Below are 14,795 nucleotides of genomic sequence, written 5' to 3'. Positions count from 1 at the left end.
TCAGCGCTTCGTCGTCAGTGCGCGACCGGGCTTGGGTAGCTCACGCCCAGGACTTCGATTTCGTGCACGCCGCCGGGCGTGACCAGCTTCACCACATCCCCCTCACGCGCCTTCAGCAAGACGCGCGCGATGGGTGAAATCCAGCTCACCTGGGACTTGGCGCTCTCGGCTTCATCGATGCCCATGATGGTGATGGTGCGCTCCTCGCCCTGTTCGTCGGCATAGTGCACGGTGGCACCGAAAAACACCTGGTCCCGGCCGTGATGAACAGAGGGGTCGGTGACCTCGGCGATCTCCAGGCGCTTGGTGAGGAAGCGGATGCGTCGATCGATTTCGCGCAGGCGCTTCTTGCCGTAGAGGTAGTCGCCGTTCTCCGAACGATCGCCGTTCTTGGCGGCCCAATGCACCGATTCAACGATCTTCGGACGCTCGTCGTCCATGAGCTGCAGAAGCTCGTCGCGCAGGCGCGAATAGCCGGCCGGCGTCATGTAGTTGCGCGTGCCCGCGGGAATCGGCGGCGACCCGCCTTCGGCGCCGTCGTCCTCGTCGTCTGCGTCACTTTCCTTGGTGAATGCTTTGCTCATGGTGTGGGGAAATCATAGTGGCAGACCCACAACCCATTCGCCGGCGTGGCCGGCCAGCCAGCCAAGGGCAACGCCCTGGGGGGCTGGTGGCCAGGAGTCCGGGCGGCAGAAGGCGTTGCAGCCGACGCTTTCTTCGCTTGGACCCTATGCGCCGGCGATCAAATCCACGCGGCGCGCAAGATCGCAGCCGGATTGGCGGTGCCGGACGTGATGCCACCGACCGCTCCCCATTCCGGATCGAAGCGGCTGTTGATGAAGGCTTGCGCCCGATCGCCTTCGGCGTATTGCAGCATCAGGCATGCCTGAACGGTGAGTGCCAGTCGCTGCGTAAAGCGGCGGGCCTGCCGTTCGAGCGCGTCCGGTGGAAGTTGCAAGGCATCGCGCAAGGACTGCACTTGGGCCAACACACGCGGTTCGTGCGCTGCAATTTCGCCCAACCGGGCGAGCACCAGCATCGCGTCATCCGGGTTGCGCGAAATGGCGCGCAACACATCCAGGCACATGACGTTGCCCGAGCCTTCCCAGATCGAATTGACGGGCGCCTCGCGGAACAGCCGCCCCATCGGGCCGGTTTCCACGTAGCCGTTGCCGCCGAACACTTCCATCGCCTCGGCCGTCACGGCGACGGCGCGCTTGGTGTTCCAGAACTTGGCGGCCGGGGTGATGACGCGACGCCACGCCAAGTCCAGCGCTTCGTTCGAGCCGAAATGCGCCGCCAGATCCATCGCCAGAAGCGTCGCTGCTTCGGATTCGAGCGCCATGTCGGCGAGCAGTTCGGTCATCACGGGCTGCCCGACCAAGGCCTTGCCGAAGGCGTGGCGGTTGCGCGTGTAGTGCAACGCCTGCGTGAAGGCGTGGCGGATGTGGGCGGCGCCCGCCAGCGCGCAGTCGAGGCGGGTGTTGGTGGCCATTTCGATGATGGTCGGGATGCCGCGTCCCTCCTCGCCCACCAGCACACCCCAAGCGCCCTCGAAGCGCACTTCGCTGCTGGAGTTGGAGCGGTTGCCGACCTTGTCTTTCAGACGCTGGATGTGGATGGGGTTCTTGGTGCCATCGGGACGCCACCGCGGCACGTAGAAGCACGACGCGCCGCGCTCATCGGTCTTGGCCAAGACCAGGTGCGCGTCGCACATCGGCGCCGAAAAGAACCACTTGTGGCCCGTGAGCAGGAACTCTTCGCCGAGCGGGCCGGTGCCAACGGGCACCGCACGCGTGGTGTTGGTGCGCAGGTCGCTGCCACCCTGCTTTTCGGTCATGCCCATGCCGACCGTCATCGAGCGCTTCTGCGCGACCGGGATGTCTCGCTCGTCATGCTCCATCGACGCGAGCTTGTCGGCCACGGCCGCGTAGAGCGCCGGGTTGCGACGCAGCACCGGGATGCAGCCCTTGGTCATTGTGGTCGGGCAGGTGGAGCCGGATTCGATCTGGCTGTGCATGTACAACGAGGCACCGTAAGCCGCCCATGCCGACGGCCGCTTGTCGTTGTACGGCAGGTTGGCAATGCCGTTGCGCCGCGCGATGGTCATCATCGTGTGCCAGGCAGGGTGGAACTTGACGAAGTCGATTCGCTCGCCGGTGCGCGAGAGGGTGTGCAGTTCGGGTTCGTAGCGGTTGGCGTCTTCGCCAGCCTGCAGGGTGGTTGCAGCGCCGTACTCCGCGCCTTGGCGCACCAGTTCCTCATCGCTCCACTGCGCGCCGGCGCGGGCCACTGCACGGCGAAGCACGGGGTCGCTGGTGTAGACGTTGTAGTCCTTGAGGTCGGTGGCCTGGTTGTCTGGATGAATGCCGATCATGGTGTCTCTGTCCTGGTTGAATGTGCATGTGCGCGGGGAAGCGCTGCGACGGCACAACAAATTCTAGAAACGAAGACGGGATGAGGTGTTCGGGTTCCGCAGGCTCGGGAGGCGAAGTCTTTTCCCCTTCCTTCGCCTGCCGAAGGGTGCCGCGGCCCTCGCCGCATGGAGCGAATGGACAGCGGTCCAGGGCACGACGTGTTCGGCTTTCAGCGCGAGAGGGCGACTGCAACAACCCTTCGCCGTGGCGCCGTTTCCTTGACGGTGCGCGCACGCGCCATTAGCATCGCCGTTCTGCAGGAGAGCGGGCAAGCCACTTGCCCCACCGAAGGCGCAAACTCCCATAAACGCTCAGGTCGGCCCCAACGGGCCTGTACTGCAGGAACTGACAAAGCCGTCTGGAGAGCCATCGCACACCATGTGCGATGCACCGAAGGAGCAAACCTGTTGCGGGCGCAGCGGGTGAATCTCTCAGGTACCAAGGACAGGGGGAGCGGCAACTCGGACGACAGTTTCCGGTTGCCCATTCATTTCAGTGATGGTCCGCCAGGCGATGCCGTTCGGGTGCTGCAACCACTCGAAGGTTCTTCATCATGCGCGTGATCGTTCTCGGCGCCGGCTTGCTCGGCGTGACTTCGGCTTATTACCTCCAGCAACTCGGCCACGAAGTGACCGTCGTCGACCGGCAGGCTTCACCGGCCGCTGAAACCAGCTTCGCCAACGGCGGACAAATCTCGGTGAGCCACGCCGAGCCCTGGGCCAACCCCAGCGCGCCCTTCAAGGTACTGCAATGGCTGGGCAAGGAAGATGCGCCCCTGCTCTTTCGCTTGCGCGCCGACATGCGCCAATGGCTGTGGGGCCTGCAGTTCCTGCGCGAATGCACGCCGGCGCGCACCCGCCACAACATCGAGCAGATCGTGCGTCTGGGCACCTACAGCCGCGATACCTTGCAACAGTTGCGCCGCGACACCCAGATCGCCTACGACCAGCGCACGCAGGGCATCCTGCACTTCTACACCAGCCAGAAAGAGTTCGATGGCGCGCTCGGGCCGGCCGAGCAAATGCGCGCGCTGGGCTGCGAACGCCAGGTGATCTCGGCGGACGAAGCCGTGAAGCTCGAACCTTCGCTCGCGCACATCCGCCCGCAGTTGGCCGGCGCCACCTACACCGCCGAAGACGAATCGGGCGACGCCAACGCGTTCGCGCGCGAAATGGCCAAGCTGTGCGCGGCCAGCGGCGTCAAGTTCCTGATGAGCCACACGGTGACTGCGCTGCGCGAAGCCGGCGGTCGCATCGACCACGTCGAAGCCACGGACGGCGAAGGCCGCTTCCAGCGCATCACCGGCGACGCGTACGTGATGGCGATGGGATCGCTCAGCCCGCTCATGGCGCAGCCCCTGGGCATTCGCTTGCCGATCTATCCCGCCAAGGGCTACTCGGTCACGGTGCCGGTGATCGACGCAAGCAAGGCCTACCAGGTGTCATTGACGGACGATGAATTCAAGCTCGTCTTCTCGCGCTACACGTCGGAGAAAGGCGACCGCATGCGCATCGCCGGCACGGCCGAGTTCAATGGCTACGACCGCGACCTCAACCGCGTGCGCTGCGAAGCCATCGTGCGCCGTGTTGAACAGTTGTTTCCTGGCGCGGGCGATGCGTCGCAGGCGCAGTTCTGGACGGGCCTGCGTCCCGCAACGCCAAGCAACGTGCCCTTGATCGGCAAGACCAAGCTGCCGAACTTCTTCCTGAACACGGGCCACGGCACGCTGGGCTGGACGCACTCCTGCGGCTCGGGCAAGTCGATTGCACGCATCGTGAGCGGGCTGGCGCCTGAGGTGGATTTCGCGTTCACGGGGATGCCGGCGCCGTCGATGGGCAAGCTGGTTCCGGCGTAAGGTATCGCGGGCCTGGAGCCCCGAGCACGGTTTGCAATGAGGTGAGGACGACGCGAAAGCGCGTCTTCATTTTTCGCGCCGTGTTGTGGCGGGAAACACGTCGTGGCGCGAAACGAACGCGCAAAAGAAAACGGGTCAGCCCCTTTCGGAACTGACCCGTGAATGATGGTGCGGCTGGCAGGAATTGAACCCACGACCCCTTGGTTCGTAGCCAAGTACTCTATCCAACTGAGCTACAGCCGCACAGCTTGCGATTATAGCATGCAAAAAACACACTCTTTTCCGACGCCGATCAAATCCAGGAAGTGACCGGCTGAAGCCTTGGCGTCGAAATGCCGCAAGACGCAATTATGACAGATTCCACAAATAGGCGAAAAGGCTTACGCCGTTCGGCCTAACAACTGTGTCCCGGCCAGTACATTCGGGGGAACCCTCGGGAATCTTCCCAAGCAAGCACCAGCAAGGATCTCTCAAGATGCCAAGACTCATCATCTTGACCAAAGGCCGCAGCGTCAAACAAGTCAACATCACCGGCCGCCTCACGACCATTGGACGCACCGAAGGCAACTCGCTGGTGATGGAGAGCGACCGTGTCAGCCGCAGTCACGCCGTCATCGACTGGAACGGCGATCGTTATGTCATCACCGACGTTGGCAGCCGCAATGGCACCTTCGTGAACGGCATGCGCATCCGGCAACGCCCGTTGGCCAATGGCGACACCATCAGCATCGGCGATTGCGAACTGCGCTTTCTCTACAACACCAAGACGCTGTCGGAGTCCGAAGCGCTTCGGCTTGTCACGATCCCTGGCGCGCTGGCCGATCTCGATGCTGCCGCTGCACTGGCGGCGCGCCACCGGCCGAAAGCGCCCGAAGGCGTGCATCCTTCGGTCGACTTCTTCTGAGCACCTGCTCCACGCGCCCGAAGTGATGGATAGATCGTCGGGCTGCTTGTTGATCGCTTCTATTTCACAGGCTTCTTGCGCTTCGGCAAGGCAGCGTTGGTCGCCATCTCGCCCTCCCCTGAATGCACACTCGCATGCGATCACCAATCCTGGTGCGGATGATTTGACGACTGCGAATTCAAGTCTTCATCAATCGGGGTGACATCAAGCGCAGCCCATTGGCCACCACCAGCAGCGTGGCGCCCATGTCGGCAAACACGGCCATCCACATCGTCGCGGTGCCGAAGATGGCCAGCACCATGAAGACCGCCTTGATGCCCAGCGCTAGCGCGATGTTCTGCATCAGCACGCCGTGCGTGCGGCGCGACAGGCGGATCGTCTCCGGGATGCGGCGCAGATCGTCGTTCATCACCACCACGTCGGCGGCCTCCATGGCGATGTCTGTGCCCATGCCGCCCATGGCAAAGCCGATGTCGGACCGGGCCAATGCGGGTGCATCGTTGATGCCGTCGCCGCTCATGCCGGTCATGCCGTAGCGCGACTTGAGGCGATGGATCTCGGCCAGCTTGTCTTCGGGCAGCAGATGGCCTCGCACTTCGTCGATGCCCGCCTGTGCCGCGATGGTTCGGGCGGTGGCGATGTTGTCGCCGGTGAGCATGACCGGCGCGACGCCAAGCGCCTTGAGTTCGGCCACCGCCTGGCGCGACGATTCCTTGATCGTGTCCGCGACGGCAAAGATGGCGAGCACGCCGTCCTCGTCGGCCAGCAGCGTGACAGTGCGGCCCATTTCCTCGTTCGCTTTCAGCACGGCCTCGATGTCGGCAGAGCACTGCCCGCGCTCTTCGATCAGGCGATGGTTGCCGAGCACATAGCGGCGACCTCCGATGTCACCCTGCGTGCCGCGTCCGGCCAGCGAGCCGAAGGACGACACGGCGCGCACCGGTAGTGCAAGTCCCTGCGCGATGGCCACGGATACGGGGTGGTCGGATCGATCTGCGAGGCTCATGGCAATGCGCGCAATCGGCCCCTCGTCATCGCCGCCGCGCATCGACTTCCACTCGACGAGTTTGGGCTTTCCCTCGGTGACGGTGCCGGTCTTGTCGAGCGCGATGGTTTTCAAGTTGCGCGCTTCTTCGAGGTAGGTGCCGCCCTTGATGAGGATGCCGCGGCGCGCGGCCGACGCGAGCGCACTTACGATGGTCACGGGCGTCGAGATCACGAGAGCACAAGGGCAAGCCACCACCAGCAGCACCAGCGCCTTGTAGATCGCGTCGAGCCAGGCCAGGCCCAACAGCCACGGACTTAGCAGCGCCACGACGAGCGCAAGCGCGAAGACGGCCGGCGTGTAGATGGCAGCGAAGCGATCGACGAAGCGCTGCGTGGGCGCACGTGTTCCTTGTGCCTGCTCAACGGCGTGGATGATGCGGGCCAACGTGGTGTTGGACGCGGCCGCCGTCACGCGGAATTGCAGTTCACCCGTTTCGTTGATGGTGCCGGCATAGACCGGATCGCCCACGGTGCGATCGACGGGCAGGCTTTCGCCGGTTACTGGCGCCTGGTTGACCGCGCTGCGGCCTTCAGTGATGACGCCGTCGAGCGGCACGCGCTCGCCGGGACGGATGCGCACGATGGACTCCAGCGGCACATTCTTCGAGGGCACGCCCGCCCAGCTACGGTCCGGCTGCAGCACGTCGGCGTTTTCGGGTGCGAGCGCAACAAGCCCCTTGATGGCATTGCGGGCGCGGTCTGCGGCCCGGGCCTCGATCAGCTCCGCGATGGCGTAGAGCGCCATCACCATCGCAGCCTCGGGCCATTGGCCAATGACGAAGGCGCCGGTCACGGCGACGCTCATCAGCGCGTTGATGTTGAGCCGGCCGCGCGCCAGTGCTTTCATGCCCTTGGTGTAGGTCTCGACACCGGACAGAAAGATGGCGATGGCGGCGACGACCAGACCAAGGTACTTCATGGCGGGCGCATCGCTCGCCATGAAGTGCAAGGCTTCGGCGCCCAACGCGAGCACGAGCGCCACTGCGAGGCGCTTCACGCCCGTGCCATGGCCGTGGTCATGACCTGCGTGATCGTGGCCTTCGTGATCGTGATCGTGATCGTGGCCGTCGTGCGCTTCGCCATGCGCGACCGCGCCGTCCTCGGCCACAGTCGTCGGCTCGTAGCCCGCCTTGCGAATCGCTGCGACCGCCAACGCGACCACCTCGACCGGCGCCTGGATCGCCACTGTGCGCGCGCCCAGCTGGAAGTTCAGGCTCTTGATGCCGGCCACCTTGTCTAGCGCACGGCGGATATCGCTTTCCTCGACAGCGCAGTCCATGGCGGGAATGCGGAACACGCTGGCGCCGGCAGGCGCTGCCAGCGGAGAGGCAAGGTCAGCCGAAGCAATCGGCGCGCAGCAGGCATCGTCTGCGCAGCAATCCTGGGCAGCGCGCAGAGGGATGGCGTGCAATGGGGTTTTCGTCATTGCCGCCATTGGAAACCCTGTAGTGGGTTTAGAGTCAAGCGTTTTGGCGGAGACCCTTTCATGAAGATCGGTGAACTGGCGCAGGCGACGGCAACGCCCGTCGAAACCATTCGTTTCTACGAGCGTGAGGCGCTACTGCCAACACCCGGGCGCACCGACGGCAACTACCGCGTCTACGGGCAGGAACACGTCGAGCGGTTGACGTTCATCCGGCATTGCCGGTCGCTCGACATGGCGCTGGAAGAAATCCGTTCACTGCTGCGCTTCAAGGAGCTGCCGCAGGAAAACTGCGCCGGCGTCAACGACCTGCTCGACGAACACATCGGCCACGTCGCACAGCGGATTCGCGAACTGCGCGTGCTCGAAAAGCAACTCAAGGTGCTGCGCCAGCAGTGCGGCGAAGTGGACGCGGCGGCGCGGTGCGGGATCCTCAAGGAGCTTTCCAGCGACACGCCTGCGTTGGCGCTGAAATCCGGCGCACGGCGCCACATCCACTCGACGCATTGAGGGACGCTGAAAGGGTCGCCTTGGCGCCTTTCAACGCTATACCTGCGACGCAACGCTCAGTTCACCACGCAGCACCTTCGCCGCAGCCACCATGTTCGACAGCGCAGCCTCCGTCTCGGGCCAGCCACGCGTCTTCAGGCCGCAGTCGGGATTGATCCACAGGTTGGCCGGCGGCACCACCGCCGCCGCCTTGCGCATCAACCGCACCATCTCCTCCGTCGTCGGCACGCGCGGCGAGTGGATGTCGTAGACGCCCGGTCCGATCTCGTTCGGATACTTGAAGTCGCCGAAGCCGCGCAACAGTTCCATGTCGGAGCGGCTGGTTTCGATGGTGATCACGTCGGCATCCATCGCCGCGATCTCGGGCAGGATGTCATTGAACTCCGAGTAGCACATGTGCGTGTGGATCTGGGTGCGGTCGGCCACGCCCGATGCGCTGATGCGAAACGACCGCGTCGCGCCTTCGAGGTAGCGCTTCCAGCCCGCGCGGCGCAGCGGCAAGCCTTCGCGAATGGCCGGCTCGTCGATCTGGATGATGCCGATGCCGGCCTTTTCGAGGTCGACCACTTCGTCGCGAATGGCCCAGGCGATCTGCTCGGTCGTGACGCTGCGCGGCTGGTCGTCGCGCACAAAGGACCATTGCAGGATCGTGATGGGCCCGGTCAGCATTCCCTTCATCGGCAACTTCGTGAGACTTTGCGCGTAGGCCGTCCACGCGACCGTCATGGGCATCGGCCGCGCGACGTCGCCAAAGATCACGGGCGGCTTCACGCAGCGTGATCCATAGGATTGCACCCATCCGTTGGCGGTGAACGTGAATCCTTCGAGCTGTTCGCCGAAGTACTCGACCATGTCGTTGCGCTCGGCCTCGCCATGCACCAAGACGTCGATGCCCAGGTCTTCCTGCTTGCGCACGGCGAGCAGGATTTCGGCCTTCATCTTCGCGCTGTAGCCCTCGGCGTCGAGTTCGCCGCGCTTGAAGGCGGCGCGCGCGGCACGGATTGCTGCGGTTTGCGGAAAGGAGCCGATGGTCGTCGTCGGCAAGGGCGGCAGCGAGAAGCGCACGCGCTGCTCGGCCTGGCGTTGCGCAAAGCTGGAAGCTCGCTTGTCATCGCTCGCCACCGTTCGCGCCAGGCGCAGTGCGACGTCGGCACGGTGCACGCGAGGACTGTTGCGTCGCGCTGTTGCGGCCTTGCGCGCCGCGAGCAATTCGGCTTCGACCGATGTCTCTTCGCCATCGAGCGCCGCGCGCAGCACGCGCAATTCGTCCAGCTTCTCGACCGCGAATGCGAGCCAGGACTTGATCTCCGGATCGAGCTTCGTTTCCGCCGCCAGACTGAAGGGCACATGCAGCAGCGAGCAGGAAGGGGCGATCCAAAGTTCGCCCTTGTGCTTGTCGGCGACGGGTTGCAGGCGCTGCAGCGCCAGGTCCGGATCGATACGCCAGATGTTGCGGCCATCCACGATGCCGACCGACAGCACCTTGTGCGCCGGCAGCCAGTCCGCCACACCAGTGAGTTCCTCAGGCGCACGCACCGCATCGACATGCAGGCCGGCCACGGGTAATTGGCATGCGAGGCGAAGGTTCTCTGCCAGCGGTGAGAAGTAGGTCGCCAGCAGCAGCTTCGGCGCACTGCGCGCCAGCTGCCAGTAGCTGCGCTCGAAGGCGTTGCGCCATACATCCGGCAGGTCCAGCCCGAGGATGGGCTCGTCGATCTGGACCCACTCGACGCCGAGCGATTTCAGGCGCGCCAGCACCTGTTCGTAGACTGGCAGCAGCGCGTCCAGCAAGGAGAACCGGTCGAAGCCCGGCTGCTTTTCCTTGCCGAGCCAGAGAAAACTCAAGGGCCCGAGCAGCACGGCCTTGACCTTGTGCCCGAGCGCTTGCGCTTGTGCGACCTCGTTGAAAAGGCGCACCGAGCTCAGGCCAAAGCGCGTCTGCGCGCTGAACTCTGGCACCAGGTAGTGGTAGTTGGTGTCGAACCACTTCGTCATCTCCAGGGCGAAGGTGCCGTGCTGGCGGCCATGCTCGCCGTGCGTGCAGTCTTCGCGTCCTGCTTCATCGGCCACGCCGCGCGCCATCGTGAAATAGCGCGCCAACTCAGGCTCGACCGCAAAGTCGAAGCGCGTCGGCTCGCAGCCGAGCAACTGGGTGTGATTGGCCACGTGGTCGTAGAACGCAAAGTCGCCGACGGTGACGAAGTCGAGGCCCGCATCGCGTTGGACTTGCCAGTGACGGGCGCGCAGATCGGCGCCGACGGCTTCGAGTGCGGCGGCGTCGATCTCGCCGCGCCAGTGTTTTTCAAGAGCGAACTTGAGTTCGCGTTGGGCGCCCATGCGCGGGAAACCGAGGGTGTGGGTACGTGTCATCCAACGATGCTCCCAAACATCGGACTATGATTCAAACGAAACCTTTTATGCTTCAACATGAAAATCATTCATGAGCATCCTTGAGATCCGGCACTTCCGAACGCTGGTCGCATTGCGCGACACGGGCAGCCTGGTTCGGGCTGCCCAGTTGCTCAACCTGACGCAGTCGGCGTTGTCGCACCAGGTCAAGCTGCTGGAAGATCATTTCGGCCTCGAGTTGTTCGAGCGCAAGTCCGTGCCGCCGCGCTTCAGCGCTGCGGGCTTGCGGCTGCTCGAACTGGCAGACCGAGCGCTCCCCATGATCGGCGAGGCCGAGCGCGACCTCGCGCGGCTGTCGCTCGGCCGTGCGGGCCAACTGCGAATCGTGGTGGAGTGCCATACCTGCTTCGACTGGCTGATGCCCGCGATGGACGCGTTTCGCCAGCGATGGCCCGAGGTTGAACTGGACATCGTCTCGGGCTTTCATCCGGACCCCATTGCCCTCGTGATGCAGGACCGCGCCGAGGTCGCCATCGTGTCCGAACGGGATCCGGACGAGACGGTCGACTACCACTCCCTGTTTCGCTTCGGGATCGTCGCGCTGCTGGCAAACGATCACGCGCTGACGGCCCGGCCCTACCTCACGGCGCGCCACTTTGCCGACCAGACGCTCATCACCTATCCAGTGCCTGACGACATGCTCGACATCGTGCGGCAGGTGTTGGCGCCGGCGGGCGTGGAGCCTGCGAACCGCCGGACCACGGAGCTTACGGTGGCCATGCTGCAGCTGGTGGCCAGCGGGCGCGGCATTGCCACGCTTCCGCTCTGGGCCGTGCAGGGCTACCTGGATCGCGGCTACGTCACCGCGCGGCCCGTGGGCAAGAATGGGCTGAAAGGCGAACTGCACATGGCGTGTACCGCGGCGACGTCGCGTCAGGCCTGGCTGGGGGACTTCGTGCAGATCACGCGGGAAACTTGCTTCAAGAGCTTGCCGGGGATTGAGCTGCTTTAGCGCCTTGGCCTGATCCCGAAACGAGAAAGCCGCTTCATCAGATTGAATGATTCGGTGCAAGGCAGGTAGTAGTTATAAACCCTCTATCAATGGGGTGTCCGGAGGAACTCATGAAGAACGGCGCGTATGTGTTTTGCAGACCGATCGACGGCCCTGTCGGTCAGCACCAATTCCTCGTTCTGGCGCCTGGCGATCCCACGGCCCTTAGCGGCTACACGAAGCCGATAGGAGGAGAAGCGCTATGCGTGGTCGGTGCCTACAACATCGCCGGCCACCTGCGAGCAAGCCTCTTTGCTCCGTCAGACGTCGGTTTCCTGACGAGGAAGCTGGCTACACCGGGAGATCCAGCGATTCAGACTTCAAAGGTGGAACTCCAAGCTTGCCTGGTCGGCTCAGAAGATCCATTCCTGCAGTGCATCACACGGTGCTACTCGAAGTACAGGACTCTTGAAGGTACTCCAGGCGAAATTCGCTACCCGAGCATCACAGAGCAACTGGACAGCAACAACTTCAACAGCAATTCGTGGGCCCAGAGCATTCTCTTTTGGGCGCAGATGATGTTTGTCCCAGGGAAGAACACCATGGACTTCAATGGGTTGGACATCGGAAATGATCGCCGCATTCCGAAGTCCTATTTCTTTCCATAGCAAACCAGATTGCCTGGCTCACCGTTCGCGCCCGTTGAACCCGAACAGCCGTGCAGGGCGATGGCCCTTGATCTCGTACTCGCCGAGGTCGACCATGCAGCCGCGATCTTCGATGAGTCGCTCGACGGCCTCCGAAATCAGCAGCGGATAGCCCAGTGTCTTGGTCAGCCCCTCGAGTCTCGAAGCGAGGTTCACGCAATCACCGACCGCGCCATAGCTATGGCGCGCCGTTGAACCGATATGTCCCACCACCGCGTCGCCGCTGGCCAAGCCGATGCCGATCGCAAGCGGCGCCTCGCCGCGCAAGGCAAGTGCTTCATTGATCCGGGGCACAGAGGCCAGCATCGCGCGGGCGGCATGCATGGCGGCTTGCGCGGGATTGGGCAGCGCACGGGGTGCGCCGAAGAACGCCATGACGCCGTCGCCCATGAACTCTTTGACCGTCCCTCCGTGCTGATGGACGATCTGCGTTGCCACTTCAAACAATTGGTTGAGCACTGCGGTGACCCTTTCGGGCGGGTCGTTCTCTGCACGCGTCGTGAAGTTACGAACATCGACAAACATGACGCAGATGGACATGCGCCGGCTGGTCATTCCTTCCAGCCGACCGCCCTCCAGTTCGGCCATCACGTCGGGACTCACGTAACCGGCGAAGACGCGCCGCAGACGCAGACGGGCCAGAACATCGGCCCGGTACGACTGGCCAAAGCGAAAAGCGACGCATGCCAGGAATGCAAGCGCCGCACTGGCAACCGGAACGGCCTGACCCATCGCAAGCATGACCGGCGACAACGCCCCCAATGCGATCAGCCCGCTCGCCAGGACCAGGGGCATGAACCACCCCCGGGTCGGCAGGCGCCACGCGAGCGCGCACAGCACCGCAGCGAAAAGCGAGGCCCATGCCGGCGACTCGCGCAGGGCGCCACCGGCCGCGAAGCTTTGAAACGCCTGAGCCTGCAGATAGACACCGGGCGTCGATTCGGCGGGATAGCGCCCCGCGCTGATCGAAACTGGCACGCGATGCCGATCGACAAAAGGCATCAGGGCACCGATGAAGACAACCTTGCCCCCGAAGGTGCGACGCAGCAAGTCCGCATCACCGGACTTCGCCAAGTCGAGTACCGTCTGCATCGACAGGGGCACGATCCCGAGCGGCAGCGCGAAATTGATGAGCCCCGAAGTTGCCTGCAGTCCCGTGCGGCGGGCGAGTTCGCCGACCAACGTCGGCACGGCGGAGCCGTCGGCTCCCAGTCGTTCGTCGACTCGACGGACCATGCCGTCCGGATCGACGGGCAGGAGCGCGAAGCCACTCCCATCGATGCCCGCGGCAGCCAGCAGCGGCTTGTAGATCGGGCGCTCATGGCCGGCATCGTCTATCGTGCGCGCCAGCACCAGAACACCGGCACGGCGCATCGCGACAATACCGCGCAGCAATGCGAGGTCATGGCCGGGGGCGATGGCCTCTGCGCTTCGGTCTGGCAACACGATGTCCAGCGCAACCGCCCGTGCCCCGCCCGCTGCCAGGGCCTCGAGCAAGGCGCCGAACTGGGGATGGAACAGCGCAAGCGGCGCCGGGGTGGCGGCCATGGTGGCTTCGTCCAGGCCCACGATCGCGAGGTTCTGCGTTGCGGGCGCGGTGCGAAGGCGCACCAGCACCGCGAAGCCCAGGTCCCACGCCCGGTGATCCAGCGGTTGAGCCACGCGCGTGAGGGGAAAGGCGGCGCCGAGCAGCGCGACCGCCAGGAGCCCCCACCAGGGGTGGCGCCGTGCGGCCACTATCTGCGGGCCCGCACCAGCAAGGCCTGTTCGTCGGGCCGTTGTTCGTAGAGCGCCTGCCACAGGTCCCGCGCCTCGCCAAGCGCGCCAATCTCCTCGAGCCAGAGCGCGTAGACCAGCCGGTCGGCAAAGCTTGAACTCGCGTCAGGCGCCCGGCGGCGCGCGTCGTCGCGAACCGCAGGGGATGCCAAGCTGAAGATCGCTCTTGCGGCGGGAGGCGTTGCGCCTTCGACGGCTTGGCGTGCAACGGTCCACGTGTAGCTTTCATCGGGGCGAAGCTGCAAGTCCGGGGGAAAGGCAAGCGTCAAGCCTGTCGTCAACTGCTCAAAAAGAAGTGTGCCGGTCGCATCGCGTATTTCGACGCGGTACTTGGCACGCGTCATCAGGGACTCCCACGCCAGGCGCGCCGGCGGCGCCGTCAGCACGCCGTCAGGAGCGCGCGCCCGAAGACCGCCGCTTCGGGCCACGAAGCCGCCCATCGCGATCGAGTCGCTTCGAAGCTGCGGCGCAGGCGCGGCGGTCAGCGCCCGGCGCTTGACCGATGCGCCGCCGGAAACGGACACCCCTCCAGAATCGACCAGCGCGTCTCCCGGCCCGGTGACGGTGTACTCGTCGCCCGAGGGCATGTACAGCACCGTCAGGCTGGCGCCGCGCGCAAGCTGGATGCGACTTCCGACTGGCAATGTCGCGAGCGTCGCGACCGGTTGGGGCAGGTTGGGCGCGGCGGAGGAAACCTCGCCGATGCGGTCGACCACCAGCGCGGCAGCCTGGGCTCGTGCCGGCAAGGGACATGCGAGCATTGCCGCGGCGACCACGAAGGCAGCCGGCATGAAGAGGGTTCCAAGAGATGCCAAG

At 64.6% G+C, this 14,795-nt stretch carries 11 protein-coding genes, 1 tRNA gene and 1 riboswitch; of the genes, 5 read left to right on the top strand and 7 right to left on the bottom strand.

Annotated features, from left to right (window positions below; all coding sequences use genetic code 11):
- Window positions 1–14 precede the first annotated feature (14 nt).
- Together greB and QTI66_RS17285 are read right to left on the bottom strand one after the other, a co-directional pair.
- A complete protein-coding gene (gene greB, locus QTI66_RS17290) occupies window positions 15–584 on the bottom strand; it encodes a transcription elongation factor GreB (RefSeq protein ID WP_286561063.1) in 570 nt (189 codons plus the stop codon).
- A gap of 158 nt (window positions 585–742) precedes the next feature.
- Entirely contained in the window at window positions 743–2,377 is a 1,635-nt protein-coding gene (locus QTI66_RS17285) for an acyl-CoA dehydrogenase family protein (RefSeq protein WP_286561062.1), read from the bottom strand.
- A gap of 388 nt (window positions 2,378–2,765) precedes the next feature.
- A riboswitch (glycine riboswitch) is annotated at window positions 2,766–2,875 on the top strand.
- A 95-nt stretch (window positions 2,876–2,970) separates the two neighbouring features.
- Between QTI66_RS17285 and QTI66_RS17280 the strand changes: the two genes are divergently transcribed.
- A complete protein-coding gene (locus tag QTI66_RS17280) occupies window positions 2,971–4,272 on the top strand; it encodes a D-amino acid dehydrogenase (RefSeq protein ID WP_286561061.1) in 1,302 nt (433 codons plus the stop codon).
- A 166-nt stretch (window positions 4,273–4,438) separates the two neighbouring features.
- Here the strand turns inward: QTI66_RS17280 and QTI66_RS17275 are convergent.
- A tRNA-Arg gene (locus QTI66_RS17275) sits at window positions 4,439–4,515 on the bottom strand.
- A gap of 232 nt (window positions 4,516–4,747) precedes the next feature.
- Between QTI66_RS17275 and QTI66_RS17270 the strand changes: the two genes are divergently transcribed.
- Window positions 4,748–5,176, top strand: coding sequence for an FHA domain-containing protein (locus tag QTI66_RS17270; protein ID WP_286561060.1), 429 nt, complete (start codon window positions 4,748–4,750; stop codon window positions 5,174–5,176).
- Between the two features lie 178 nt (window positions 5,177–5,354).
- Here the strand turns inward: QTI66_RS17270 and QTI66_RS17265 are convergent, their stop codons facing one another.
- Complete coding sequence (locus QTI66_RS17265) at window positions 5,355–7,649, bottom strand: heavy metal translocating P-type ATPase (protein WP_444815013.1); 2,295 nt, start codon at window positions 7,647–7,649, stop codon at window positions 5,355–5,357.
- Between the two features lie 60 nt (window positions 7,650–7,709).
- On the opposite strand from QTI66_RS17265, the gene cadR reads away from it, so the two are divergent.
- On the top strand, window positions 7,710–8,156 hold the full coding sequence (gene cadR, locus QTI66_RS17260) for a Cd(II)/Pb(II)-responsive transcriptional regulator (RefSeq protein WP_286561058.1): 447 nt from the start codon (window positions 7,710–7,712) through the stop codon (window positions 8,154–8,156).
- A gap of 36 nt (window positions 8,157–8,192) precedes the next feature.
- On the opposite strand, the gene metE is transcribed toward cadR, so the two are convergent.
- Window positions 8,193–10,526: a 5-methyltetrahydropteroyltriglutamate--homocysteine S-methyltransferase gene (metE, locus tag QTI66_RS17255; protein ID WP_286561057.1), complete on the bottom strand. Its 2,334-nt coding sequence runs from the start codon at window positions 10,524–10,526 to the stop codon at window positions 8,193–8,195.
- A 70-nt stretch (window positions 10,527–10,596) separates the two neighbouring features.
- Here metE and QTI66_RS17250 point away from each other — a divergent pair, with 70 nt between their 5' ends.
- Window positions 10,597–11,517, top strand: a complete 921-nt coding sequence (locus QTI66_RS17250) for a LysR family transcriptional regulator (protein WP_286561056.1) — start codon at window positions 10,597–10,599, stop codon at window positions 11,515–11,517.
- A 110-nt stretch (window positions 11,518–11,627) separates the two neighbouring features.
- Window positions 11,628–12,164 (top strand): hypothetical protein, encoded by a 537-nt coding sequence (locus tag QTI66_RS17245; RefSeq protein WP_286561055.1) that lies wholly within the window; start codon window positions 11,628–11,630, stop codon window positions 12,162–12,164.
- Window positions 12,165–12,182: 18 nt separating this feature from the next.
- Here QTI66_RS17245 and QTI66_RS17240 read toward each other — a convergent pair whose 3' ends face one another.
- Window positions 12,183–13,940 (bottom strand): adenylate/guanylate cyclase domain-containing protein, encoded by a 1,758-nt coding sequence (locus QTI66_RS17240; protein ID WP_286561054.1) that lies wholly within the window; start codon window positions 13,938–13,940, stop codon window positions 12,183–12,185.
- Window positions 13,940–14,770 (bottom strand): hypothetical protein, encoded by an 831-nt coding sequence (locus QTI66_RS17235; protein ID WP_286561053.1) that lies wholly within the window; start codon window positions 14,768–14,770, stop codon window positions 13,940–13,942. Before QTI66_RS17235 ends, QTI66_RS17240 begins: the two co-directional genes overlap by 1 nt.
- Window positions 14,771–14,795 lie beyond the last annotated feature (25 nt).

The organism is Variovorax brevis (assembly GCF_030317105.1).
Taxonomy (GTDB): domain Bacteria; phylum Pseudomonadota; class Gammaproteobacteria; order Burkholderiales; family Burkholderiaceae_C; genus Variovorax; species Variovorax brevis.
This window is presented reverse-complemented; position numbering and strand designations above follow the sequence as displayed.